The 26,168-nt window shown below is 40.2% G+C and carries 23 protein-coding genes; 10 read left to right on the top strand and 13 right to left on the bottom strand.

What is annotated here, in order from left to right:
* Positions 1 to 8: 8 nt before the first annotated feature.
* The gene (gene murU / locus WDB87_RS15620; RefSeq protein ID WP_337850351.1) at positions 9 to 671 is read right to left on the bottom strand and encodes an N-acetylmuramate alpha-1-phosphate uridylyltransferase MurU; all 663 of its coding nucleotides are present in this window, start codon (positions 669 to 671) and stop codon (positions 9 to 11) included.
* Complete coding sequence (locus WDB87_RS15625; RefSeq protein WP_337850352.1) at positions 668 to 1,669, bottom strand: aminoglycoside phosphotransferase family protein; 1,002 nt, start codon at positions 1,667 to 1,669, stop codon at positions 668 to 670. The genes murU and WDB87_RS15625 overlap by 4 nt, the downstream gene beginning before the upstream one ends.
* Before the next feature lie 101 nt (positions 1,670 to 1,770).
* Here WDB87_RS15625 and lptD point away from each other — a divergent pair, with 101 nt between their 5' ends.
* From lptD to WDB87_RS15660, 7 genes are all read left to right on the top strand, one after another.
* A complete protein-coding gene (lptD, locus tag WDB87_RS15630; protein WP_286246103.1) occupies positions 1,771 to 4,023 on the top strand; it encodes an LPS assembly protein LptD in 2,253 nt (750 codons plus the stop codon).
* Positions 4,024 to 4,115: 92 nt separating this feature from the next.
* A complete protein-coding gene (surA, locus tag WDB87_RS15635; RefSeq protein ID WP_286246102.1) occupies positions 4,116 to 5,411 on the top strand; it encodes a peptidylprolyl isomerase SurA in 1,296 nt (431 codons plus the stop codon).
* Positions 5,412 to 5,413: 2 nt separating this feature from the next.
* Complete coding sequence (gene pdxA, locus WDB87_RS15640) at positions 5,414 to 6,406, top strand: 4-hydroxythreonine-4-phosphate dehydrogenase PdxA (protein ID WP_286246101.1); 993 nt, start codon at positions 5,414 to 5,416, stop codon at positions 6,404 to 6,406.
* Complete coding sequence (rsmA, locus tag WDB87_RS15645; RefSeq protein ID WP_004585856.1) at positions 6,403 to 7,209, top strand: 16S rRNA (adenine(1518)-N(6)/adenine(1519)-N(6))-dimethyltransferase RsmA; 807 nt, start codon at positions 6,403 to 6,405, stop codon at positions 7,207 to 7,209. Before pdxA ends, rsmA begins: the two co-directional genes overlap by 4 nt.
* Complete coding sequence (gene apaG, locus WDB87_RS15650) at positions 7,193 to 7,582, top strand: Co2+/Mg2+ efflux protein ApaG (RefSeq protein WP_286246100.1); 390 nt, start codon at positions 7,193 to 7,195, stop codon at positions 7,580 to 7,582. The genes rsmA and apaG overlap by 17 nt, the downstream gene beginning before the upstream one ends.
* A gap of 11 nt (positions 7,583 to 7,593) precedes the next feature.
* Positions 7,594 to 8,412 (top strand): symmetrical bis(5'-nucleosyl)-tetraphosphatase, encoded by an 819-nt coding sequence (locus WDB87_RS15655; protein WP_337850353.1) that lies wholly within the window; start codon positions 7,594 to 7,596, stop codon positions 8,410 to 8,412.
* Positions 8,413 to 8,524: 112 nt separating this feature from the next.
* Entirely contained in the window at positions 8,525 to 10,540 is a 2,016-nt protein-coding gene (locus WDB87_RS15660; protein WP_286246098.1) for a methyl-accepting chemotaxis protein, read from the top strand.
* An 86-nt stretch (positions 10,541 to 10,626) separates the two neighbouring features.
* On the opposite strand, the gene WDB87_RS15665 is transcribed toward WDB87_RS15660, so the two are convergent.
* Positions 10,627 to 12,810 (bottom strand): YgiQ family radical SAM protein, encoded by a 2,184-nt coding sequence (locus tag WDB87_RS15665; RefSeq protein ID WP_337850354.1) that lies wholly within the window; start codon positions 12,808 to 12,810, stop codon positions 10,627 to 10,629.
* 109 nt (positions 12,811 to 12,919) lie between these two features.
* On the bottom strand, positions 12,920 to 15,121 hold the full coding sequence (locus tag WDB87_RS15670; protein WP_286246096.1) for a bifunctional diguanylate cyclase/phosphodiesterase: 2,202 nt from the start codon (positions 15,119 to 15,121) through the stop codon (positions 12,920 to 12,922).
* 142 nt (positions 15,122 to 15,263) lie between these two features.
* On the opposite strand from WDB87_RS15670, the gene WDB87_RS15675 reads away from it, so the two are divergent.
* Entirely contained in the window at positions 15,264 to 15,845 is a 582-nt protein-coding gene (locus tag WDB87_RS15675; protein ID WP_286246095.1) for an SRPBCC family protein, read from the top strand.
* On the top strand, positions 15,814 to 16,713 hold the full coding sequence (locus tag WDB87_RS15680) for a TIGR03899 family protein (protein ID WP_286246094.1): 900 nt from the start codon (positions 15,814 to 15,816) through the stop codon (positions 16,711 to 16,713). The genes WDB87_RS15675 and WDB87_RS15680 overlap by 32 nt, the downstream gene beginning before the upstream one ends.
* A gap of 12 nt (positions 16,714 to 16,725) precedes the next feature.
* Here the strand turns inward: WDB87_RS15680 and WDB87_RS15685 are convergent, their stop codons facing one another.
* The 9 genes from WDB87_RS15685 to WDB87_RS15725 all read right to left on the bottom strand — a co-directional run bounded on the left by WDB87_RS15685 (position 16,726) and on the right by WDB87_RS15725 (position 24,155).
* The gene (locus WDB87_RS15685) at positions 16,726 to 17,496 is read right to left on the bottom strand and encodes a TIGR04219 family outer membrane beta-barrel protein (protein WP_286246093.1); all 771 of its coding nucleotides are present in this window, start codon (positions 17,494 to 17,496) and stop codon (positions 16,726 to 16,728) included.
* Positions 17,497 to 17,499: 3 nt separating this feature from the next.
* Positions 17,500 to 18,486, bottom strand: a complete 987-nt coding sequence (locus WDB87_RS15690; RefSeq protein WP_286246092.1) for a DUF2333 family protein — start codon at positions 18,484 to 18,486, stop codon at positions 17,500 to 17,502.
* Positions 18,487 to 18,494: 8 nt separating this feature from the next.
* Positions 18,495 to 19,007, bottom strand: a complete 513-nt coding sequence (locus WDB87_RS15695; RefSeq protein ID WP_286246091.1) for a copper chaperone PCu(A)C — start codon at positions 19,005 to 19,007, stop codon at positions 18,495 to 18,497.
* Positions 19,008 to 19,086: 79 nt separating this feature from the next.
* Positions 19,087 to 19,413 (bottom strand): hypothetical protein, encoded by a 327-nt coding sequence (locus WDB87_RS15700; protein ID WP_286246090.1) that lies wholly within the window; start codon positions 19,411 to 19,413, stop codon positions 19,087 to 19,089.
* A 9-nt stretch (positions 19,414 to 19,422) separates the two neighbouring features.
* Positions 19,423 to 19,629 carry a PspC domain-containing protein gene (locus WDB87_RS15705; RefSeq protein WP_286246089.1) on the bottom strand — a complete coding sequence of 69 codons (207 nt, stop codon included), beginning with the start codon at positions 19,627 to 19,629 and terminating at the stop codon, positions 19,423 to 19,425.
* A gap of 10 nt (positions 19,630 to 19,639) precedes the next feature.
* Positions 19,640 to 20,332 (bottom strand): PspA/IM30 family protein, encoded by a 693-nt coding sequence (locus tag WDB87_RS15710; protein WP_337850355.1) that lies wholly within the window; start codon positions 20,330 to 20,332, stop codon positions 19,640 to 19,642.
* Positions 20,333 to 20,574: 242 nt separating this feature from the next.
* A complete protein-coding gene (gene dusA / locus WDB87_RS15715) occupies positions 20,575 to 21,588 on the bottom strand; it encodes a tRNA dihydrouridine(20/20a) synthase DusA (RefSeq protein ID WP_337850356.1) in 1,014 nt (337 codons plus the stop codon).
* A 582-nt stretch (positions 21,589 to 22,170) separates the two neighbouring features.
* The gene (locus WDB87_RS15720) at positions 22,171 to 22,602 is read right to left on the bottom strand and encodes a hypothetical protein (RefSeq protein WP_337850357.1); all 432 of its coding nucleotides are present in this window, start codon (positions 22,600 to 22,602) and stop codon (positions 22,171 to 22,173) included.
* A gap of 386 nt (positions 22,603 to 22,988) precedes the next feature.
* The gene (locus WDB87_RS15725) at positions 22,989 to 24,155 is read right to left on the bottom strand and encodes a nucleotide sugar dehydrogenase (protein ID WP_337850358.1); all 1,167 of its coding nucleotides are present in this window, start codon (positions 24,153 to 24,155) and stop codon (positions 22,989 to 22,991) included.
* A gap of 602 nt (positions 24,156 to 24,757) precedes the next feature.
* On the opposite strand from WDB87_RS15725, the gene WDB87_RS15730 reads away from it, so the two are divergent.
* The gene (locus tag WDB87_RS15730; protein ID WP_337850359.1) at positions 24,758 to 25,969 is read left to right on the top strand and encodes an RDD family protein; all 1,212 of its coding nucleotides are present in this window, start codon (positions 24,758 to 24,760) and stop codon (positions 25,967 to 25,969) included.
* Positions 25,970 to 26,168 lie beyond the last annotated feature (199 nt).

A 26,168-nucleotide genomic window follows, 5' to 3' on the forward strand; every position in this document is an offset into this window, starting at 1 on the left:
TGCCTCTATTAAAGTGTGTTTTGTATGCGCTCGTTGAGCTGGGTGAGCCGCTGTGGTGTGCCTATATCGTCCCACTGACCAATATAAAGCTCAGTTGAGATAACCTGTTGGGCGAGTTTTTCTCGCAATATTGGCCCAAGTGGGCGTATGCCAGGCTCTAACCCTTTAAAAAAATTAGCGTGGTAACGGCTAATTCCCGAAAACGTATACTTTTGGCTCTCAGCCGATAAGTGACTTAACGCAAAATCCCCTTTTTCGTTATGAGGTGGGTTTTCTACCAACACTATGTGGGCCTCGCCGTCTTGCAGGTGCAGCTGTTTAAGCGCACTCACATCGTAATCTGTATATACATCGCCATTAATCACAATAAATTGCTCACCTAGTAATGGTAGCGCCTGAATAATTCCGCCTGCGGTTTCTAGGCCGCCCTCAGCCTCTTGGCTATATTCAATGCTCACACCAAACTCAGCGCCATTTTTAAAATAACTTTTTATTTTATCCCCTTGCCAAGCTAGGTTTATAACAATGTTAGTAATGCCAGCGGCTTTAAGGTTATTGATATGGTGCTCAATCAGCGGTTTATCCGCCACTTTTAGCATAGGTTTAGGCATAGCTTGCGTAAGCGGCATCATTCGCTGACCACGTCCAGCCGCTAAAATCATGGCTTTCATGTGCGCTCCTTTGTAAGTTTTAGTGTTACCTGCGGTATAACAGTACTGCTTACCCACTCACTTAATGCTGTAAGCTCTGGGTAGGACTTGGCAACATCAACAATGTAATCTAACGTCGGTAAAATATTATCAAGGTAACCACTTTTGCCATCGCGTAAATAAAGCCGGCAAAATATTCCCGCTGCCTTTAAATGGCGTTGAATACCAGTTAAATCAAACCACTGTTTAAACTGCTCAAAAGAGGTATTTGTTATTAATGTTTGTGTCTTAAATTCTTCATAGCCGTACTTAAGCAGTTGATTAAGCTGTGGCTGTGGCAACTTAAAATAGCAATCGCGGAGCAGCGACACTAAGTCATAACACAGCGGGCCGCGCACGGCATCTTGATAATCTATAATTGCCCACTGCTCATTGCTATACATAATATTACGGCTGTGATAATCACGATGAACTGTGACCGTAGGCTGTGCTAGCATAGCGTGCGTTAATAGCTCACAGCTTTGCTGCCAAAGCGCTTGCTGCTCAGTGCTTAATGTTAAATCAATAAAATCAGTCACCAGCCATTGGCTAAAAATATTCAGCTCAAGGTGAATAAACTCTTTATTATAATTTTGCATAGCTGTTGATGCAGGCGTTTTGGCCCAATTCGCCGCTACACGTATTAATTGTTTGTAATATTCATCTCTATTTGGCTCATCGAGCTTATCGGCTAAGTGTGTATTTCCTAAGTCACTTAACACAAAAAAACCTTGCTCTTCATCGCTTGCAATGATTTCAGGCAATAAAAAGCCGTTATCGGTGAATACTTTATTTAAAGAGATATACGGTGCGTTATTTACTTTTTGTGGGTCGGAGTCCATCACAATAAATGCTTTTCCAGCACAGCTTAAACGGTAATAACGGCGAAAACTGGCATCCCCAGTAATGGCTACTAAGGAGTGTGGTTTAGCATCAAAGTGCGTATTTATAAATAGTTGTAAATTATCAAAGCGTGTCATTATATAAGATGTCTATTTTTATAGGTCAATTACTGTATTTGCCATTGTTTTCCTTTATTATGTCTAGCTTATAATAAACCAAAGAGCATTAAGGTCGATAAATGAGCAAAACCTGGGGCATATTGATGCTAGGCGTAATTAGCGCACCATCGCTTGCCGAAACTGAACTGGCACACAATTTATGTGGCATTTCAATGCAAACCAGAGCTTGGCAACCTCTACCCAATTTAGCGGTAGGTTCGGTTGATATACAAGCTGACGATGTAGAGCTCCTAGGCACACAAAGCGCTGAATTTACCGGCAATGTTGATATTAACACCCTTGATATGAGTTTGTCCGCACAAACTGCGCTTATAGATAAACAGCGTGGTTTACTTAATGCAACAGGGCCAATTACTTATCAAGACCGTGTAAGCCTAGTAAACAGCTCAGGTTTAAATGCCGATTTAAATAATTCACAAATAAGCCTATTGGGTGCCGATTACAGCTTAACCGCACAACAAGGTAAAGGTGGCGCCGAAAAACTCACCGTCAATGAGTCTGGCTTATTGTTAATGAATGCAAGCTTTACTACCTGTCCAAGCGATACACCCGTGTGGGAAATAGAAGCCGACGAAATTAACCTCTCTCGTGAAGAAGGCTGGGGCGAAACCTATAACGCCGTTTTACGTATTCTTGATACCCCTGTTTTATATTTACCTTATTTTACGTTTCCGCTTGATGAGCGACGTAAGTCGGGCTTATTAACACCGAGTATTTCAAGCTCCGACCGTTACGGCCTTGAAACTGTTACACCTTATTATTGGAATATTGCGCCTAATTTTGACGCTACCATTACACCTCGTTATATGTCGCGCAAAGGCTTACAATTGCAAACCGAGTTTAGATACCTCAGTGAGCAACATGAAGGCTTAGTCGGTATTGAATACTTAGATAGTGATGATTCGGAGCCAAGCCTTGATGAGCGTTACATGTTTCATTGGCAGCAACAAAGCTATTTAAGTGAAGACTGGCGCGCTAATATAGATGTAACTAATGTTAGTGATGATAACTACATTACTGACTTAAACTCTAATTATGCAAATAAAACTGATACCCAGCTTTATCGTACTGGCTCTGTGACTCACCTTGGTGATACATGGCGTACCGATATTAAATTTCAAAACTTTGAAGTACTGGGCGACCACTTAGAGTCGTATGCAGCGGTCCCGCAAATCAGCTTTACACAAACCGCCCCGTGGCGTTTTGATAACTTTGACTTTAGTTTATCTGGCGAAGTGAGCCACTTCACTAATGATTCATCTGAAGTTGCCATCGATAGCGCGACCCGTGTGCACATTGAGCCAAAAGCACGCTTTGACTATGCTACGCATGCATGGTCGTTTCTCTCTGAAGTGAGCTTATTACAAACGAACTACAAGCAAAGCGGAAATTTAACGGGTACCCAATATAGTGATAGCGTTTCACGTACCTTGCCTAAAGTGCGTTTGTATTCGCAGCTTAATTTTGAACGCGACACCTCCTATTTTTTTGAAGATGGCATTCAAACCCTTGAGCCGCAAATACAATATTTATATACACCGAATAAAGATCAATCTGAGATAGGCCTATTTGACACCACCCGCTTACAGGATGACTTTTTTGGCCTATTTAGAGATACGCGCTTTTCAGGTGTAGACCGCATAGCCGCAGCTAACCAATTTACGTTAGGTGCAACAACACGCTTATTTGATAACAAACACGAAGAAGTATTTAACTTTAGCGCGGGCCAAATTTTTTACCTAAACGATTCGGCTAAACCGACTGAACAAGATTTAGACTCTCAGACAAACTACAACGCGCTTTTTGCAGCGCAAACGATGCTACATTGGCACCGCCGTTGGTACTTGTCAGCGGGTATGCAATACGACACGGATGGTAAGCAAATGATCCAGTCAAATGTCACCCTCGATTACAAAGGTGACAATAATGAGCTAGTTCAATTGAACCATCGCTATGCAAATGATGTCTCAGGAAATACAATCGAGCAAACGGGTGTATTTACAAGCATCCCAATTAGTGAGCAGTGGCAATTTATTGCAAGCTACCACCGGGACCTTGAAAATAATCGAAGCATCGAATTTTTAAGCGGATTACAGTATGAGTCATGCTGTTGGGCAATCCAAATTACTGGCCACCGCCAGATTGAAACCGATTTAAATCAGTCTATCGGGCAGCAACAAGCCACTTTTGATTCAGGTATTAGTTTAAACTTTGTATTAAAAGGACTTGGCAGTAAGAGCCGTTACGATGCACAAAAATTATTACAACAAGGTATTTTTGGCTACCGTAGACCGTATTTTCTTAATAATTAAGGCAAACGAGCAATTAAGGTGATACTTTAAAGCCCTAAAATGCAGTACGCCCTGTTTTAAAGCAGTACTATTAGAAGAGTAGTAAAAAGAATATGAATTTAAAAAAACTATTATCAACAGCTATTTTAAGCTTAAGCTTATGCCACGGTGCATTTGCTGCCCCACAGGAAATCGACAGAGTAATTGGTGTTGTAAACCAAGGCGTTATTTTAAAAAGTGAAGTAGACACCATAATTAATCGTGTTAAAAAGCAAGCCGCAGAGCAAGGCCAGCAACTTCCTAAAGACGAAACATTGCGCGTACAAGCCGTTGAGCGTTTAGTTAACCAAACGCTTATGATGCAGATGGCTGAGCGTATGGGCCTTGAAATTTCAGACAGTCAGTTAGACCAAACTCTCGCTAATATGGCAAAAGATCAGGGCGGCAGCATTGCCGATCTTCGTCGTACCATTGAAGCCGCTGGTGAGAGCTTTCAAGCTTACCGCGAAGAAATTCGTAAAGAAATAACCACCCAACAAGTTACTCGTGCCAATGTAGATCGCCGTATCTATATTAGCCAACAAGAAGTAGATAACCTGTTAAAAATAATGGAAAGCCAAGGGCAAAATTCAGAAGAGTATGATATTGGCCACATTCTTATTGATATTCCTAACGATGCAACACCCGATGAAATAACCAGTGCTAAAACCCGTGCTGATAAAGTTATTGAGTTATTAAACGATGGCCAAGAGTTTAAGCGTATCGCAATCTCTTCATCAGGTGGCTCAAAGGCACTTGAAGGCGGACAACTCGGCTATATGGGTATTAACGAAATGCCTTCGTTATTTGCCGAAGCAGTAAAAGGTCAAAAGAAAGGCGCTATTGTTGGCCCTCTTCGCTCTGGTGCTGGCTTTCATATAATTAAGGTGCAAGATGTACGTGGTCGCCAATTAGTAGAAACCACAGAAGTACGCTCACGCCATATTCTTATTAAGCCTTCAATTATTTTAAGTGAAGAAAAAGCACGTAGCATGCTCGCTGGGTTTGCCAAAGATTTACGTGCAGGAAACGCTGACTTTGCAGAACTTGCTAAAGAATACTCAGAAGATCCAGGCTCAGCCCTTAAAGGCGGTGAATACGATTGGACTGACCCTACAACGTATGTACCCGCGTTTAAAGATACTTTGTTATCACTTGATAAAAATCAAATTAGTGAACCATTTAGAACACAATTTGGTTGGCACATAGTACAACTTTTAGATAAACGTGTAGCAGATAAAACCGAGCTAGCTAAACGTAACCGTGCGCACGGCATGTTGTTTAATCGTAAATTTAAAGAAGAAAGTTTTAACTGGCAGCAAGAAATGCGCGAACAAGCCCATGTTGAAATTTTCCCTGTAGACGAGTAATTATGACATTACGAATTGCAATTACCCCGGGTGAGCCTGCGGGGATTGGTCCAGACTTGTTGCTGCAATTAGCGCAGCAACAATGGCAAGCTCAACTTGTTGTGATAGCCGACAAGCAATTATTAAAAGAACGCGCCCAACACTTAGGCCTTAACATTGAGCTAATTGATTTTGATGAAGATGCCCCTGCAGCCATTGCGCCAGCAGGTAGTGTTTATATTCACCAAGTCGATTTAGGCACCTCTGTGAAGCTCGGTGAACTAGATGATTTAAACGGTCAATACGTGCTTGATACCTTGCGCATTGCTAGCGAAAAAAACATGGACGGTACCTTTGATGCCGTCGTCACCGGCCCTGTTCATAAAGGAATTATTAATAAAGCCGGTATTTCGTTTAGTGGCCACACTGAGTACTTTGCCCAGCAATCAGGTACCTCCGATGTAGTAATGATGCTAGCGACCGAAGGTTTACGTGTTGCCCTTGTTACCACACATATACCGCTTGCTTATGTATCGCGTGCAATTACACAAGAACGTTTAACCAAAGTTGTTAGTATTTTAAACCACGACTTACAAACTAAGTTTGGTATTGAGCAACCAAAAATTTTAGTGTGTGGATTGAACCCTCATGCTGGTGAAGACGGTCATTTAGGCACAGAAGAAATAGAAACGATTTCACCTACGCTTGAGCTTTTAAACAGCCAAGGTATGAATTTAATCGGTCCGCTTCCTGCCGATACCTTATTTCAAGATAAATACCTATCTCAAGCCGATGCCGTGCTTGCTATGTATCACGATCAGGGTTTACCTGTGCTAAAATACAAAGGATTTGGTAACTCGGTAAATATAACCTTAGGTTTACCATTTATCCGCACTTCGGTTGATCACGGTACTGCGCTTGATTTAGCAGGCACTGGTGACGCTGAGGTTGGCAGTTTTGAATTAGCGATCCGCGAAGCAATTAAGCTCGCCCATGAAAAAGCACAGAATCAATGACCGATAAAGTACATTTAGGACACCGCGCCCGTAAACGTTTTGGGCAAAACTTTTTATTTGATGAATCTATCATTGATAAAATAGTGACTGCAATCGATCCTAAACCACAAGACAATCTAGTAGAAATTGGCCCAGGTTTAGGCGCAATTACCGAACCTGTTGCCGATTTAAGCGGCCAACTTACTGTTGTTGAGCTAGATAAAGACTTAGCCCAGCGTTTAATTGAGCACCCTTTTTTAGGTCCTAAATTAAACGTAAACCAAGGCGATGCAATGAAGTTTGACTTTGCAAGCCTTGTACGCGATGACAAAAAATTAAAAGTATTTGGCAACCTGCCTTACAATATTTCTACGCCATTACTGTTTCATCTTTTTGAGTTTGCTGATCATATTGAGCACATGCACTTTATGCTGCAAAAAGAAGTAGTAAAACGTATGGTTGCAGGCCCTGGCAGCAAAACATTTGGCCGCTTAAGTGTGATGACACAATACTACTGCCACGCAATGCCAGTGGTTGAAGTACCGCCAGAGTGCTTTAAACCAGCCCCTAAAGTAGACTCTGCGGTTATTCGTCTGATCCCTAAAAAAGCCGAGCAACGTACAGCTAAAAGCGTGAAAATTTTAAACACCGTGTGTTTAGAAGCGTTTAATCAGCGCCGTAAAACACTGCGTAACAGCTTAGGCAATTTACTCACCGCCGATGAGCTTACCAGCATTGGTATAGATATTACCTTGCGTGCTGAAAGCCTAACGTTACAACAATTTATTGATATAGCTAATTGGATTTATGACAACAAGCAGTAATATTGGCTCTCCTGTAAAAGTCTCTGTAGAGACTTTTTATGTTGAAGGGCAATCTCAGCCTGAGCTAGAAAAATACGTTTTTGCCTACTCAGTGACAATTAAAAACCACAGCCTTTGCAGCGCTAAACTTTTAAGCCGTTATTGGTTGATCACCGATGCCAACGGGAAAGAAGTTGAAGTAGAGGGCGAAGGCGTTGTGGGCGAAACCCCCGTTATAGGCCCAGGCGAAACTTACAAATACACCAGTGGCGCAATATTAGATACTCCTGTTGGCACTATGCAGGGACATTATACACTGCGCAATGAATTTGGCTCTGAGTTTGAAGCACCTATAAGCGTATTTCGTTTAGCGTGCCCTAACATTTTACATTAGTAAAAAGCACCATGGCTGATTACGCAATTGGTGATTTACAAGGCTGCTTTAAAGAGTTTAGTCGCTTGCTCAAACGGGTTGATTTTAACCCAAGCAAAGATCACCTTTACTTAGTTGGCGATATCGTCGCACGTGGCCCCGACTCTCTAGCCTGCCTAGATTATATTTATCGCCATCAAGACAGCATGACTGTTACTTTAGGTAATCATGATTTACACATGGTTGCCTGCCACTACCTTAATAAGCCGATAAACCCCAAAGATAAACTCGGTGATATTTTTGATAGTAAAAAACTGCCTAATTATATTGCCTATTTACAAACCCAACCGCTTGCACTTTATTTAGCTCAGCACAACAGCTTTATATCGCATGCAGGGCTTAACCCAGATTGGTCTATAAAAAGCGCACTTAAACATGCACAGTTTGCTCAGCGTTGTTATCAATCAGCTAATGCGAAGCACTTTTTTGAAAAAATGTATCAGCCGCACCCCAGTGTTTGGCATGACGACTTAAACGATTTTGATAAGTTTAGATACATAGTTAACTACTTTACCCGCATGCGCTTTTTAACCAGTAGCAACACATTAGAGCTCAGTGCAAAAGGCGCAATTAACGATAATAAATCGTTAACAGCTTGGTTCACCCACCCTAATATAAAAGCATTAGAAAAAAACCTCATTTTTGGCCACTGGGCTGCTCTTGAGGGAGTTACTCAGCTCAATCACATACATGCGCTTGATACAGGGTGCGTATGGGGCGGCGCTTTAACAATGATAGACTTGCAAACTAAGCAAAAAATAGTAGAAAAATCCACGCTTTTATCTAAATAAACTGTAAAACCCCACTACATATGTTAAATTTAAATTAATAGATATTAATTGCTTAACTTATTGGTTAGCAAGCCGATAAGATGTGATTGAAGTACTTTAAATGGAAATCCATATGAATCTGACAGTAAGCCAACGTATTTGGTGCGGTTTTATATTTATCACCTTATTACTCATAATCATTGGTGGTAACTCTTTAATAAAAATTGCGAGCATTGACCGTTCTACCCAGCAGGTAAATCAGTTATCACTGCCCGCGCTAAATAAAAGCTCAGAACTACAAGCTGAATTTATTTTAATGAGTAAAGCAGCGCAAGCTAGTTTTTATACCACCTCAAGCGCACAGCTCACTCCTATAAAACAAAAAGTACTTGAGCAAAAAGACAAATTCAATTCACTGCACGCCGACTTACAACGCGTCGTGAAAGACGATGCATCACTTAGTCAAAAAAGCCAAGCTGTAGAAAAAACCTACTTAAGCTTTTTAAGCACAGTAGAAAACTTATTAGCTGATAAAGATAAACAACTGGCGCTTAATAAAACTCTCACAGCGCAACTAGAAACAATAGAAATTGCAGCGGAAGATGCCAATTCTGTGGTACTTGATATTACTGATATTGATAACTTTGAGCAAAATCACCCGCGCGCCTATCAAGCAGCCAATAACTTAGAAAACAATTTTATGTCGGTGGTAAGTAACAGTACCGATATGCTAACGGTGAAAACAACAAACACATTAGATATTGTTAAAAATGAACAAGCTTACTATCTGGAAGAGGTAATTCGTACCTTAGCTTTAATCAAACCAGCCATAGAGCAAGATAACAACGATTTATATAGTGATTTACAAGAATACGTTGATACGCTGATAGAAAATATCAACGGCAATAATAGCTTAGTAGCCAATAAACAACGCCTAATTGATGCCATTGCTCTTACCGAAAAGGAACTTGCCCAATCAGAGCAAGCTACCGCGATGGCACTGTCGCAAATTGATGATTTAGTGACGCAGGCAAGTACTGTTGCATATAAACTGCAAGAAGGTGTACGCAAAGATGTAGACTCTGCAAATTTATGGACATGGGCAGGTATGATCATCGCAACGATAATAGCAATTGCTATCGCGATCCTTACTGTAAATAGAATCACTAAGCCACTGGCTGAAGTTAATCGTATTTTAGATATTGTCGCCAGCGGTGATATGACCCAACGCTTAGATGACTCTGCAAAAGATGAATTTGGCGAGCTGTCAAAAAGCTGTAACACTTTAATAGACAGCTTACGTAGCTTAATTAAGGGTATTATTTCACGCTCAACTCAATTAGCAGCAGCGTCTGAGCAAACATCGGCCATTACCGGTGAATCAAGCCAAGCTATCCGTAACCAACAAGCACAAGTAGAGCAAGCAGCCACAGCGACAACCGAAATGAGCAGCACGTCGCAAACAGTAAGTAATAGCGCACAACAAGCACTAAACGAAATTAAAAATGCCGATAAAGAAGCTGAACGTGTAAAAGGTATTTCTCATCAAAACAAAGCGACTATTGAGCAACTTGCTCGCGAGGTTGACGATGCAGCCGGTGTTATTAATAAACTTCATCAAGACAGTGCATCTATAGGCAGTATTTTAGATGTAATACGCGGCATTGCAGAGCAAACCAACCTATTAGCACTCAACGCTGCAATTGAAGCGGCACGTGCAGGTGAATATGGCCGAGGTTTTGCGGTAGTAGCGGATGAAGTACGCTCACTGGCAAGCAAAACGCAAGAGTCGACCCAAGAGATACAATCTATGATTGAATCGCTTCAAAGTGGCGCAGAAGCGGCTGTAACAGCAATGGATAAAGGTAAGCAGCAAGCGGTATCGTGTGTTGAGCAAAGCGACCTAGCAAGCAGCGCATTAGACTCAATTACGCTTGCAGTATCGCAAGCACACGACGTAAGCGAAGAAATATCTACCGCAGCGCAAGAGCAGCAACAAGTATCACAAGAAATTAGTGAACGTTTAGAGTCAATTGTGGCTATAGCCGAGCAAACGGCTGAAGGTGCAAATCAAACAAACATTTCAAGCTCAGAAGTAGCCAAACTTGCTGAAGAGCTAAGAATATCGGTAGAAAACTTTAAGGTGTAATGCACACCTAATAGCAGTAAATTAACGCAATAAAAAACCCGATACTGAGTAACAGTATCGGGTTTTTTATTTGTTTATTTTAACGCTTACCGAGAAGCACGTTGGCGATTCCCACCCACTTTAGGCTTAGTGTTAGCCTTTTTAAATTGGCTAAAGCCAGTATGGCGCGTTAGTGCAAGACGCCCACCTTTACCTTTATTACCGCCTTTGCTTTTTTCATCTCGCCCTTCTTCGGGTATCAAGCAACTAGGGCCTTTACCAATTAAATTAGCTTTCCCCATACTACGCAGTGCTTCGCGGATCATTGGCCATCCTGATGGATCGTGATAACGCAATATTGCTTTGTGTAGGCGACGTTGGCGTGCTCCTTTTGGTACTGGCACTTGCTCTTTGTTGTTTTTAATATTCCGCAACGAGTTCATTTCTGTATGGTAAATAGTGGTTGCATTGGCCATAGGCGACGGGTAAAAGTTTTGCACTTGATCCAATTTAAAATCGTTAGATTTAAGCCACAATGCCATGTTAACCATGTCTTCGTCTTTGGTACCTGGGTGCGCTGAAATAAAGTATGGTATTAAATACTGCTTTTTACCGGCTTCTTTTGAGTACTTATCAAATAGTTCTTTAAATTGATCGTAAGCACCCATACCTGGCTTCATCATTTTAGACAAAGGACCATCTTCTGTGTGCTCAGGGGCAATTTTTAAATAGCCACCCACATGATGTGTCACCAACTCTTTTACATAACGAGGGTCTTGAACAGCTAAATCGTAACGAACGCCTGAGGCAATTAAAATCTTTTTAATGCCTTTGACTTCACGGGCCTTTTTGTACAAATCGATAGTAGGTGTATGATCTGTGTCCATGTGCTTACATATATCAGGGTAAACACATGAGAGTCGCCTACAGGTACTTTCTGCCTTTTTACTCGTACAGCGCAATTTATACATGTTGGCCGTTGGACCACCTAAATCAGAAATAACACCGGTAAACCCAGGTACTTTATCTCTAATTTGTTCTATTTCGTCGATAATCGACTCTTGTGAGCGACTTTGAATAATACGCCCTTCATGCTCAGTTATAGAGCAAAACGAACAACCACCAAAACAACCACGCATAATATTAACTGACGTTTTAATCATGTCGTAGGCGGGTATTTTCGCATCACCATAACTTGGATGCGGTATACGCTGATAAGGTAAACCAAATACATCATCCATTTCATGAGTTTCCAGCGGAAAGGCCGGCGGGTTAACCCAGATAGAGCGATCGCCATGACGCTGAAATAACGCACGAGCACAACCTGGGTTGGTCTCTTGATGTAAAATTCGAGATGCGTGGGCGTACAAAGGCTTATTAACACTTACTTGTTCAAATGCAGGGAGTTTGACGTAGGTTTTTTCCCACGGTTTAGGACGCGCAGGCTGAATAGTAATAGGCTTTGCAGCTTCTGCTTTTAAATCGATACCGGCTTGTTTAAACTCTGATTTACTACACCCAACATCATCAGCGCCGTAAGGGTTTGGAATAGGATCAATTTTTCCTATTTTATCAATCGCTGTTGAATCACTTCCGCGCCAGCCCGGTATTGGCTCTTTACGAATAACCGCGGTACCCCGAATATCCTGAATGGTATCCATAGTCTCACCGGCAGCAATACGGTGAGCCACTTCCACCAGCGGACGCTCTGCATTACCATAAATAAGAATGTCGGCTTTAGAGTCAAATAAAATACTACGGCGTACTTTTTCTTGCCAGTAGTCGTAATGAGCAATACGGCGCAAGCTTGCTTCAATACCACCAATAACAATAGGTACGCCTTTGTAGGCTTCGCGTAAGCGCTGAGAATAAATCATCACCGCTCGGTCGGGACGCTTTCCGCCTACATTACCTGGTGTATAGGCATCGTCATGGCGCATGCGCTTTTCAGCCGTGTAGCGGTTAATCATCGAATCCATGTTGCCGGCTGTTACACCAAAAAATAAGTTTGGTTTACCAAGCCCCATAAAGGCATCTTTTGATTGCCAATCTGGTTGAGCAATTATCCCGACTCTAAAGCCTTGCGCTTCAAGTACACGGCCAATAACTGCCATACCAAAACTAGGGTGATCAACATAGGCATCGCCGCTAATTATTATAATGTCGCAGCTATCCCAGCCAAGAGCGTCCATTTCTTCGCGAGTGGTAGGTAAAAATGAGGCGGTACCATAACATTCAGCCCAATATTTGGGGTACGAAAATAGCGCGCGTTCAGCTTTAAGGGAGCTCATAGTGTTGGCCGTTAAATAACAAAAGGCGCGAATTATATCCTAATATATTGCTTATTTATACAACATTACCTACCTATATCGCACCTTGCTAAAATGTGGTCTGTTTATATTAAGTTTTTTTATTTCGTTCCTTAATAAACTCTAAAAGTTCTTGCTCAGGCATTGGCTTAGCGTACATAAAACCTTGTACTTCATCACACCCTAAGTTTTTCAAAAACTCTGCCTGCTGTTGTGTTTCTACACCTTCGGCAATTGTTTTTAGTCCTAGTTTAGCACCAAGCGACACTACCAAAGCAGCAATGGCACCTGTGTCGTTATCGGGTAAGTCTTTTACAAATGCACGGTCTATTTTTAGCCTATCAAGTGGCAAACTTTGTAAATAACTTAACGAAGAAAAGCCCGTTCCAAAATCATCAATCGCCACTTCTACGCCTAATTCCTTTAACTCTTTTAAAGTATTAATTACAGTTTCTAATTCATCCATGACTACACTTTCAGTCACTTCTAATTCTATATTGCACGGTTTAACATCGTACTTTTGCAAGGTGTTTTTTACTGTTGTCGCGTAGCCTTTCACCTTAAATTGCGGCACAGATACATTTACAGCTATACAAATTTCTTCACCCAGCGCCTCTAAACGTTTTTGCTGCTGACATGCTTGCTCTAACACCCATTGGCCAATATCAACAATTAAACCAGCATCCTCTGCTAATGGTACAAATACAGCTGGAGATATAAACGAGCCATCCTCTGAAGGCCAACGTAATAAGGCCTCACAGCCAATTAACGATAAATCATCGAGTGCAAGCTGGGGTTGGTACCAAACCTGTAACTTTTCTCTGGCAAAGTCATGGCGTAACTGCCTAATAATACCTAAGCGCCAAGCCATTTTGTCTTGCATATCAATATCGTAATAAACACCTTCTTTGCTTTTAAGCTTTTTAGCTTGGTTTAAGGCAATATATGCCACTTTGAGTGTATCTAACCCTGTGCTCTGAAAATCTTGTTGCTGACACAAACCAATTCTAAAATCGATTGGCAAAAGATGCTCACCAGCACTAAAAGGCTTGCTGAGTACCTCATTAAATTGCTCAACATTAAATTCAGTTTGACGAATAATAAAGCCAAATACATCAGCCCCTATACGTGATAGCAATTTTGCATCTGGGTAAGCATCTTTAAGCCTTTTCACAATTCCAATTAATAAGTGGTTGCCAATTTCTTGCCCTAAGCCATTGTTAATATCGGCAAAACCAATCACATCAATTAATACAAAAACGTAGTCATTCACATGTGGTTTTTGATAACGCACCACCCGCTCAATAAAATTAGTACGGTTGGAAATACCAGTGAGTACATCTTTGTAGGCTGCATCTCTTAGTTTTACAAACAGCCTAACGTTATCAAGAGCTACACTCACATTAGTAAGAAAAATCTCTGCAAATTGCAGTTGTGCATCACTCGGTTTATGCTCACACTCTAAATAAATAGCAGCTTGGCGGTGCTTACTTTTTACAATAAAAGTGACACTCGAATCGGATTGAGTATGCTTTGCTGTTTCAAAACACTGTTCAACTTGAGCAAATGCAACACTGTCTACATTAACAAGCTTTTCGCCAAAGTAACTTTCATAATGGCCGCTACCACCAAGTACTTGTATATGGTTTTCACCATCAAGTTTACTGCACACTAATCCCACTTGCTGGCACTCTAAAATAATACCTAAGTGCTTTATAATTTCTTTGCACAGCACTTTTATGTCAGTAAGCCCTAAAATAGACTTTGAAGCCGACACTATGGTGTTCATTGCATCGCTTTGATACTCAAGTTTACACACTTGTTCGTACGAGCGTATTGCTGTAATGAGCGATGTAACAAGCTTTGAACGGGTTAACTCGGTTTTTGTTTTATAGTCATTAATGTCGTATTCGCGAATCACCTTTTCTTCAGGCGTGTTACCAGCTTGCCCCGTACGTAAAATAATTCTCACATGTTGGTTATCAAGCTCCTCGCGTACGCGTTTTACAACTTGCAAACCCGCATCATCAGACTCCATAACCACATCTAAAAATATAACTGATATAGTTTTGTTATTTTTAAGTATCTCGATTGCCTCCTCACCAGAGTAGGCATCATGAAAACGTAGCCCTGCCCCCCAAAACTCAACGCCGGATAAAGCAAGCTTAGTCACCGAATGTATTTCAGGATCGTCATCAACAATTAAAACATCCCAAAAATCAGCTAGCTCTGGGCGTATTTCTTCTTCTGTATCTGGCGCTAAAAATAAAAAATCGCTTTGTTCTGACGACATTATCTTCCCTTTATCAGTTTTAATACTTAAATAAACTCATACCTATTTACTAAAAAATATATTTTTGGTTTATAGGCTAATTCATACTATAGTCGATTAATAAAAAGTTGTTATATTTCAAACTAAAAAACTCGTAAAAGGTGTGCCTATTAAATTTTTTAAAATCCTTATAAAAACGCTCTTATTGTTAGTTTTAGTGGCTATTTTGATTGGTTTAACCCTGCCGCAAAATTACAGCGTAAATAAAAACATACAAATAAATGCCAATGTAGCGACCGTTAAATCGCTCGTGTCAGATTTTGGCCTCTGGCATACGTGGTCACCTTGGGGCAAAGTAGACCCGTCTATCACTTTTACTATAGGCGAACCAAGTAGCGGTATAGGCGCGCATCAATCGTGGCAAAGCGACTGGGGGGATGGAGAAATGACCATTACTTCGCTTTCACAAAATAAAATGACCTTTAATGCACTTTTAAAAAATGAGCATATTATTGAAGGTGAAATTACATTTACCCAAGTAGAAGGTATGGTAAATGTAACCTGTAATATTAATGGCCAAACAAATACCCCGCTAATTTCGGGCTATCTCTCAGTGTTTAATGAATATGTATTAAGTAATACAGTGTTGCTTGGCTTAAATAATTTACAAACGGTAGCGCAACTACGCGACCAAAAAACACAGCTGGATAATAATGACAGTAAAATCAGCCCAAGCGAGAATTAACCTCGCCAATATAATTGAGTCTTTACTTGGTTACCCTGTAAAAAAAATAACCACCAATACAGGGCAACCAAGTACAGATCAAAGTTACGGATCTAAAGGAGATCTAAACCCGCTGTATCATATAAATAGCGACAACACTATTTTAGCGCGCGCCCAAAAGCGCCAAGATTTACTGCTTATAAAACAGCAGCAAAACATAGAAACTATTTTAGCTAAAGCAATGGGGTTTTGCCCAGACGTGGCAAGTAATAAGCAACCAGATGCCGACTGGATAGAGCGTTTTATTGCCCTATGTGAAGACACCTCAAATGAATCGATGCAAACACTGTGGGCTAAAATTTTAACGGGCGAGACGCTCAACCCCGGTACGTTTTCTATTAAAAGCTTACAAACACTCAAACACATGACCCAACGCGAAGCAGACGCATTACAAAAATGTGTATCGCTGAGCAGTTACAACGCAAAAGACGATAGCCACTTTATTTTATTAGGATTTTATAAAAAGCCTTCGCTTTTCGATTTGCTACGAAAAGGCAATAAGGTATCGCTAAATCTAGGAAAAACGGGGATCAGTTTTCCTGATATTTTAACGCTAATGGATCTTAATTTACTCTACAGAAAAGAGATAGAATCGGCGGTTTTAAAGGCAGGCCAAGAGCTAACCCTGTCGTTTTTATCACAAAAAGTAACATTAAAAGCCAAAAGCAGTGACTTGGTATTAAGCTATTACAAGTTTACACAAACCGGCGATGAGCTTTCAAAGCTCATTAACTACCCTGTAAATAAGGTGTATAAGCAATTAATTAATAATGCCTTGGAGGGAGAGTTTGATTTAACGTGGCATGTGAATAAATCACACACCACGTAGTAGCCTCACTTATTAAAAGTGAACCTGAATACCCGCAAATGGGCCTGATGCATCAATATCGCTATTAATATCATCAACATCATCAAGCTCAAGCGTCATTGAGCGGTAACCGGCTTTAACAGCTACATCAACCGCTAGGTTATCAATCAGTTCCCACGCAACACCTACTTGGTAATCTTGTACTTTGCTATCGTCGATGGCTAAAAAGCTGCCTTCAAAAAATACACTTAAACCCGTAAATGGTAAGCCAGCTTCAGCACGGCCGTATGCCAGCGGTACAAAGCCCGAAAAATCAACAGTTTCAGAGAAATTAGTACCACCTTGCTGAGTAGTACCAGTGACAACAATATCACCGTCAAACTGCTTTGCGTTTAAACCTAAATCAATTGAAATTAGATCGTTATCAAAAATTTCATAATAAAGAATGTAATCAATGTGCGTTAAATCACTTAGTGTGTTGGCAGTTGTACCAACTACGTAGTCTGAGCCATTAAAGCTAAACGTATCAGTAAGGGTTGCTGAGCCATTAAGCTCAAGCTCTGTGTATTTAAGCTTTAGATTAGGAACTAATGGCACTGGATGTTCAAGTGCCGCATAGTAGCTAATAAAGGTTTCGTCTTCAAAATTAAAATCTTGTGGTGCGTTATCTTTGTAAGAAAACTGACCGTCGTTATCTGACTGCCAACCATCCACGCCTACATATAAACCTAATAGAGTGTCTGCCTGTGCTGCAGGGGCTAAACATGCCATTGAAAGGGCAGCTGCTAAACAATACTTTTTCATTTTTTATCCTTGAGCTAGTAGTTCGCTAAGTTCGATTAAAGCCGCATTGGCTCTTGAAATATAATTTGCCATTACCAAAGAATGATTAGCCACAAAGCCAAAGCCATTCCCGTTTAAAATCATTGGGCTCCACACTGTTTCTTGTGTTGCCTCAAGTTCACGTATAATTTGTTGTAAACTTACACGTGCGTTTTTCTTTTCTAGTACATCAGCAAAATCATATTCAACCGCTTGTAAAAAGTGTAATAACGCCCACGTTGCTCCGCGAGACTCGTAAAACACGTCATCTATTTCCCACCACGACGTCCTTACTTGCTGCTGAAGTGGTGAATAAGTTGCTTGCGTGTTTGAAGAATTACCCGCTAAATCAGTATTGACCTTGTCTTGACCAACACTTGCACTTAAACGCTGGCTTAAACTGCCTAAACGCTTTTCGGCTTCTTTTAACCAGCTACGTAGGTTATCTGCACGAGAGTAAAATTGGCTATCTCGCTCATGCTCATTAGCAATTTGTGAGCGGTACACTACTAAATAGTCAATTCCCTTTTGGTACTCTCCCTCGGCACTTGGCCATGCCCATGCCTCAGAGCTAATATTAAATTGCGGCTGCGCTTTTTTTAGGGCTTCGTGCTCGGTAGATTGCGACTGTGAGCGACTAAAATCTTTTCGCATAGATAGCGCTAAATCGCGAACCATTTCAAGCGCACCATATTCCCACGCAGGCATATCATCCATTATTACGCTTGGCGGCATCACATCATTTGATAAATACCCACCTTGCTTATCAAGTAATGTACTAGCAACAGTAATTAGTGTTGAGGTTGTTGTGTAGCCTGTTACCATTTTTTCGTTGCGTGCTTGCGCGGTCTCCTTTGCATTAGTTACCACGTTAAAGCGTGCTGGTTCAATGCTCCAATAAACGGCAATAGCGTAAAAAATAATGAGTAGTACCACCAAAGCACCAGCTATTTTTCCTTTGTGTTGCGACATTTATCCTCCTAGTGATGAGCGTGTTGTTTTTTAGATGGCTTTGAATACGCAGCTTGCGCTTCAAGCGAAACCACTTGGGCATTAGTAAACAAGCGGTTACCGTCACTAAAATATAGCGTGAGTTTACGTTCTTGCCCTACTTTTAGTGGCTCTTGTGGATCAAATACCATTAAATGATAACCACCAGGCTCAAAGCTTAAGCTTTCGTGGCCTTTAATGGTGACGGCTTGAACTTGTTGCATCTTCATCATGCCATTGACATGTTTGTGCTCATGTATTTCTACACGACCTAAACCTTCGATAGTCGCTTTAGTTAATTTAGCAACACCACCGCCGTGGTTAAAAATTGTAAAATAGCCAACACTCGACTTACTACCAGGCAAAAACGCCCTTACTTGTGCATGGCTTACTTCAAGCTTAGCTTCGTCTGTATCATGGCTGTGCCCAGCATGTGCAGCAACCGATGACGAAAACACATTAATCATTAACGCCGAGGCCATAAAAAAGCACTGCTTCATCATCGCTTTATTCCTTGTGAAAGCATAAAATTTCACTTTAAATTTAACATAGTTAACTAATAATAGTCAGTTAAATTAAGGCTTAAGAGGTTACTTTTTTGTTATCAAGCACCAACCAGCACAGTACAGCCACAAATAACAATGGCCATGCAATCATAACTGAGCCAAATAACAGTGCCAAAATGGTCCCTACCAGCGCAACAATTCCTGCGCCTATTAACCCCATTGTCACTAAAGCCACTACGGCTACAACGGCAATAATAGCAACTAATACCCCAGCCAGCTCTAACCCTACCCAGCTCATATCTGCAATCCACAACGGAAACTGCCATGAATCAAAATGTATTAGCGACACCGCATCAGTAAAAAGTAACACATAGATGAGAACACATATTGCTAAGGCTTTCATACCCTTCTCCTAATACCCACGCTCTTCAAGGCAGCAATGTGCAATTAAATAAGCAAGCGCCACCGCAAACGGAAAACTGATAAATAATAAAATAGTCACTAAGCGCGTTGACCACACTGGAAAATCAAGGCGGTGCGCAAGGCCGCTACATACACCCGATATTTTTTTATTAAGTGAATCTTTGTACCAACCACGCTTTGTTTTAAAGTTATTCATTTCCAACTCCTTAAGCGCTTGGCGCTGTTGTATTAATATCATTGTGCTTAACACTCGCTTTTAAACGAGCGAGCTCTGCATCAATTTTTTCGTTTTTGACTAAAGACTCAATTTGCTCAGCAGTTGATTGCGCTGTATTAGTTAGCTCATAAGCATCAACCTGTGCTTCTATGCCTTCCACTTTTTGTTCTATCATTTCAAAGCGAGACAGGGCATTAGCAACTTTGTCGCTGTGTAATTGCATATTCACTTTTTCACGTGCAACAACAATATCGTGACGTTTCATTAATTGAGCTTGCTTGGCTTTAGCTTGCGCCATTTTTTGCTGTAAACGCTCACAATCTGCCGTCATTTTCTCTATCGACGCTTTAAGAGCACCTAATTGCGTATTTTTTTGTGCAATTTGCTCATCTACTCGCTGTTTTTCTACTAACGCAGACTTGGCTAAATCATCACGGTTTTTAGCTACTGCAAGCTCAGCTTTTGTTTGCCACAAAGTTAAGTCTTTTTGTTTTTGTGCAATTTGGCGCTTAAGCGTTTTTTCTTCGCACAGTAAGGTAGCAGCCGTGCTTCTGCACTCGTTAAGTGCCTCTTGCATTTCGCTTAGCATAAGATTGAGGAGTTTTTCTGGGTCTTCGGCTTTATCCAGCATGGCTGCAATATTAGATTTGATAACGTCATTTACGCGATTAAATACACTCATTGTTTTGTCCTGTTGTTTTAATTAATAACAACAATAAGATTCCAAGAGTTATGCCAAGTAACAGAAAATAAAATATTAAGCTTTATAAACAGTAGGTTAAGTTCAAGTAATCATCATTTTAAGTGACCAGAAGCTGAACATGAAAAAGTATAATTAACTAATATTTTGTTCTTTTGACTAAATTTTAGGATCAAAAAAAGCCACTAAAAGTGGCTTAATTTAAAAATTTATACGGCTTAAATTTATTCGGGTACAAAGCTCAAGGCTTTATCCATAACCGACAAATCAGCCTGTTTCCCGTGGCCATTTTCTGAAAGGTGTCGTCTAAACCCACGCGCCCCAGGCTGGCCTTGAAAAATACCCAACATATGGCGTGCTATATGCCAAAAATTAGCACCTAAACGCATCTCTTCTTCTATGTAATCATACATAGCGCGCACCACATCGTGACGAGTCTGGGTATTAGCCACCTCACCGTAAATTTTTTCATCCACTTCATTAAGCATAAATGGATTGCTATACGCTTCGCGACCAATCATAACGCCGTCTATATGCGCTAAATGCGCAAGGCTCTCTTCAATTGTTTTAACGCCGCCGTTAATGCTTAAATCGAGCTGTGGGTAGTCTTTTTTTAGTTGATAAACACGTGGGTAATCAAGAGGTGGTACTTCACGGTTTTCTTTAGGGCTTAGGCCATTTAGCCACGCTTTACGGGCATGAATAATAAAATCATCACAACCAACTTTATGGCTAGCTTCAATTAACGCACATAAAAACTCATACGAGTCTTGCTCATCAATACCAATGCGCGTTTTTACGGTAACCGGAATACTTACTTCACTCTTCATTGCCGCAACGCACTGCGCAACTAGCTCAGGCTCTGCCATAAGGCATGCACCAAAACGCCCGTTTTGCACTCTATCTGATGGGCAGCCAACATTTAAGTTAATCTCATCGTAACCGCGCTCACCGGCAAGCTTAGCGCATTTTGCAAGCGCCTCAGGATCAGAGCCTCCAAGCTGCAAAGCAACCGGCCCCTCGTGCTGATTAAAGTGTAAGTAATCGCCGCGACCAAATAAAATCGCCCCCGTGGTGATCATCTCAGTGTATAAAACAGCATGCTTACTCATTTTACGATGAAAAGTGCGGCAATGGCGATCAGTCCAATCAAGCATAGGGGCAACTGACATTCTACGAAAGCTTGTTTTTACTTGGTCGCCAGAGATTACAACATCTTCAAGGGTTTCTTCATTCATAAAATTACTGCTCCGAGTTGCTTTGAATTGCACTGAATTACCTAGATGGGTCCCCTATAGGCACCCTCGCAGAGTAGGACAGATCAATAGCTTACATAGCTTTGCTAGTTGATAATTGAAAATATTAAATTAGGCGGGGATTATACACAAACAGACTGTGAAAATGCAGTATATCTAGCACTATATTCCACAGTGCCTGAATTATTAATCAATTAATAGAAGGAATGTTGTTAACTACAGACTACAACATGATGCGGTGCACACTCACTCTCCAAAATATGAAATAAAGTTAGCTTATTAAGCCAATAAGCTAACTGCGATTCAGTGAATACTTTTAATTAAACTGAGCTTTCATTTTCAATTGTTTAGTTACTTTCATCCGGCGTTGTTTGTATTCGATCATAACGCGCATCACTAAAATGGTTTTTATAATCAAAATTATGTAAGTTGGCATGAACTATTTCTCTTTGTGGGATAGAGATTAAAAACTGGCTAATATCTGCACCCTCATGCTCTTGTTGGGGTAAAGTTTTTGAGCATAAAAAAACCCGCATTAAGCGGGCTTATAATTATCAATATACTCTACAGTACCGAATTATATGAACTTAAAGCATCACCCAGATCATCTTTAACTTTACCTAAGTTTTCTTTTGATACCTTTTTATGCTCAAATAAGTTAAGTGTGAAATTATCAAACTTAATATTACTAGAAACTTTAACCTTTCTGAAGCATTCATTACCAACAACGTTTTCTAACGTATCAATAATAATATCAACATCATTACTTGTAAGAGGGTTATCCCAGTTCCCACCTCTGCCTTGGCCTTTGCATAATTCTTTATTGCCATTGCTGTCTTGATAATATGATAAACTAATTCGTCCCTGTATATGAGTAACATTTTCAAGATTAATCATTCCGTTACCATAATCATACCAACTATCTGATGTTGTATTTCCACAACCTGATAGAAGAGCACAAGCCCCTATTAAAGAACTTATTAATGCTACTTTCATATTTCAACTCCTGAGTAAATTTAAAATACCTAAATGGTATTTAACGTAAATTCCATAATATTACGACTTAGCATAATAGTATTTTAAATATAAAACAGCAACTTACTGAGTGATAATAATATAAATTTGAGTATTTAAGGTGTCTGGTTACAAAGCAGCAACCAATCATGGGCGCACAAAGTTGGGGAGCTGAGCTAATACAGCTGAGCTTTACCAAGGTAAAGATATTTATGGCGAAACATTACCCGCTTTAGTGTGTTTGCTAACTTTTAAGATATTGATTCACTCTACCTAAAGAGCAGTTTAGCTGCTCTTTAGGGGTGCTTCGTACTGAGTGAGGACTTTCATCTAAATAGAATAATTTAAAATTCTGATAGTGCTACTTTTTAATCACTACCAAATAAATCACGCGTATACACTTTATCTGCTATATCACTCAGCTCTTCCACCATACGGTTTGATACAACCACATCAGCGAGTTGCTTAAACTCGTTTAGGTCTGTAATTACCCGTGAGTGATAAAACTCCTCCTCTTTAAGCACCGGCTCATACACTACCACTTCAATGCCTTTGGCTTTGATACGCTTCATTATCCCCTGGATAGACGAAGCCCTGAAGTTATCTGAGCCCGACTTCATAACTAAACGGTAAATACCCACAACACTTGGATTACGGCTTAATATTGACCCAGCAATAAAATCTTTACGAGTGGTGTTTGCATCAACAATCGCTCCAATTATATTATTGGGCACATCTTGATAATTCGCGCGTAACTGTTTGGTGTCTTTTGGTAAACAGTAACCACCGTAACCAAATGATGGGTTGTTATAATGATTGCCTATACGTGGGTCTAAACCTACACCTTGGATAATTTGCTTTGAGTTCAAGCCGTGTGCTTCTGCGTAGCTATCAAGTTCATTAAAGTAAGCAACCCGCATAGCAAGGTAGGTGTTAGAAAACAACTTAATTGCTTCCGCTTCCGTTGAGTCAGTGAATAGCACTTCAACGTCTTGTTTAATTGCACCTTGCTTCAGTAAATTAGCAAAAATAGTGGCGCGCTCGCTTTGCTCACCCACAACAATACGAGACGGGTGCAAGTTATCGAAAAGCGCTTTGCCTTCACGTAAAAACTCAGGAGAAAATATTAAATTATCAGCGTTTAATTGCTTTTTAATATCTGCCGTAAAGCCTACCGGAATAGTCGACTTAATCACCATAACCGCATTAGGGTTATGTGCAATAGTATCTTTAATTACAGCTTCAACCGAGCGCGTATTAAAGTAGTTTGTTTCTACATCATAATCCGTTGGGGTGGCGATGATAACAAAATCAGCGTTTTCATAGGCCACTTTTTTATCGGTGGTTGCTGTGAAGTTTAAATCATCACGTAGTAAAAATTCACTAATTTCAGTATCAACAATCGGTGATGTCTTATCGTTTAAAAGAGCTATTTTTTTTTCGTCTATATCAAGTGCAACCACCTCATTGTGTTGCGATAAGAGCATAGCGTTTGAAAGACCCACATAGCCAGTCCCTACTACAGCAATTTTCATGTTATTCCCTTAATTTTTTGATAGTAATTAATAAATAAATAAATTTTATCAGAATCGCACTACATCAGCTATAAAAAACGATACAAGGTTAACAGCAAAAGTAAAATGTGGAGATTTTTACAAAACACGCGGGCCAATCATAGAAGGGGTTGCTCTTATTCATCTTAGCGGCTTAGAGTAAAATGATGCGCCAGTGGAGAATAACCAATTCAAAACTAATGCTACACAAAAACTTACGTTTTTACTGCTCAAAACCCTATGAGCAGCTTTTATATTACCCCATCTTTTTTCGATTTCATTACTTAGAATCTGAGCTTGCAAGTTATTAAGAGTACCCACCCTCTTAATACACTATAAATTTCATTTGAAATCAGCAATAACTAAGTATACTATTTTGCGGCTAATCGATTGTAGTACTTATCAAATTGGATGATGAGTTAACATGGAAGTAAAGCATAGTCATTTCCCAGTATCCCTATCCAAGATGTACCCATATGATCGCGATTTAGAACCGTTGCTTTGTAAATCAACGAGTCGCAGCACACTCTGTCATTAATCAAATAGAAATCGATTAAAAACTAAATATTATAGGGATATAAAACATGATCAAATGTGATGTTATCTACAAAGGGCTCAGTCATAAAAATAATATTGCTAGCCTTGCAAGCATTATTAAACGCTGTTTTCCGGACGCATCTAAAGCTGATATCATCAGCTATTTAAAACAAGACGATCTCGTTCTTTTTACTGATCTAGACGAGGAAAAAGCTAATAAAATTGAGTTGGCAATTATCAATTTTGGCGGTAAAGCTGAGCTTCAATTTAAACATAATAATGACGATCTTTTTGATCTTGAAAAAATTGAAGAAGTAGATGACTTAGCCACAGAAGAAAACATTGAAACCGTTGCTGTGGTTGAAGACATCTCGACAATAGGGGCAGCTCCAACCTCCGCTGCTGCTCAAGAAGCCACCCAGGAAAATGATACCGTCAACGTAGACAATTTGCTAATAGCTAAACCATGGAAACGCATTGCAGCCGTGTGTATTGATCAGCTGATCACCATGCTATTTACGTTCGTTATTACGTATTTAATAATGACCTTATTCTCACCCTCAATTGAAAGCCTAAAATACCTTGGGTTCGTATTCAGCCTTATTTATTTCACGCTAATGACAAGTAGTATTTCGGGCGGACAAACTGTTGGTGCAAGGTTGTTAAAAATAAAAGTTGTAGATGAGCACACAGCCCCACTGAGCCTACTTAATGCCTTCATCAGATCCGCTTCCTTCTTAGTAGGATTAGCTTTTTTCTTCATATCAGCAATAAGCATCTTCTTCAATTCTAAGCGTCGAGGGTTTCATGATCTAATATCCGGTGCGTATGTCGTAGAAGAGCAAACGCCTGGCTTTATTACCTCGAACGCTTTTACACAAAAAGCACAAAAAGTAGCCTTTGAGCAACTAAAAAGAGCACAAACAATTGGCATGGTAAAATTACAAGAGTCTGTAGTACAAATAAATGCGTCCATCCCCTACTTAGAGAACGCCGGATATATTATCGAAGACCTTGAAATGGAAGTTGGTGTATCACCAAAAGTTAATGTGATTATTAAAATGAACAGTGAAACGACGCTATCAATGGAAGAACTAGAAGAAAAAGTTAAAGAAAAACCTGTCGTGGCAATGTTAGTTCGCGCGATAAAAATGAGCGCTGACTTGCAAAGAAAAGTGAACATTAGAAGTATGAAAAGCGTAGGCATGGAAATTAGTCTCGCCGTCACACCATCAGTAAAACTCTTATTTACTAGGTAGTGCGATGACTAGTCTTCAAATGCTCGTTTTTAAAGGTGATAGCATCCTGATACAAATTTAGAAGAATCAGTGAATAAGCTTGCATTACCTAGCGCTGCATCAAAAGGCATTGTTGCAGTTAAAAAGTATTATCTAAAAATTGAACTGGTTTAATTGAGCCGGACACTTTAATAATGGACAATGTCCTAATATTGAGGTG

It is taken from the genome of Pseudoalteromonas sp. C12FD-1 (assembly GCF_037414265.1).
GTDB lineage: Bacteria > Pseudomonadota > Gammaproteobacteria > Enterobacterales > Alteromonadaceae > Pseudoalteromonas.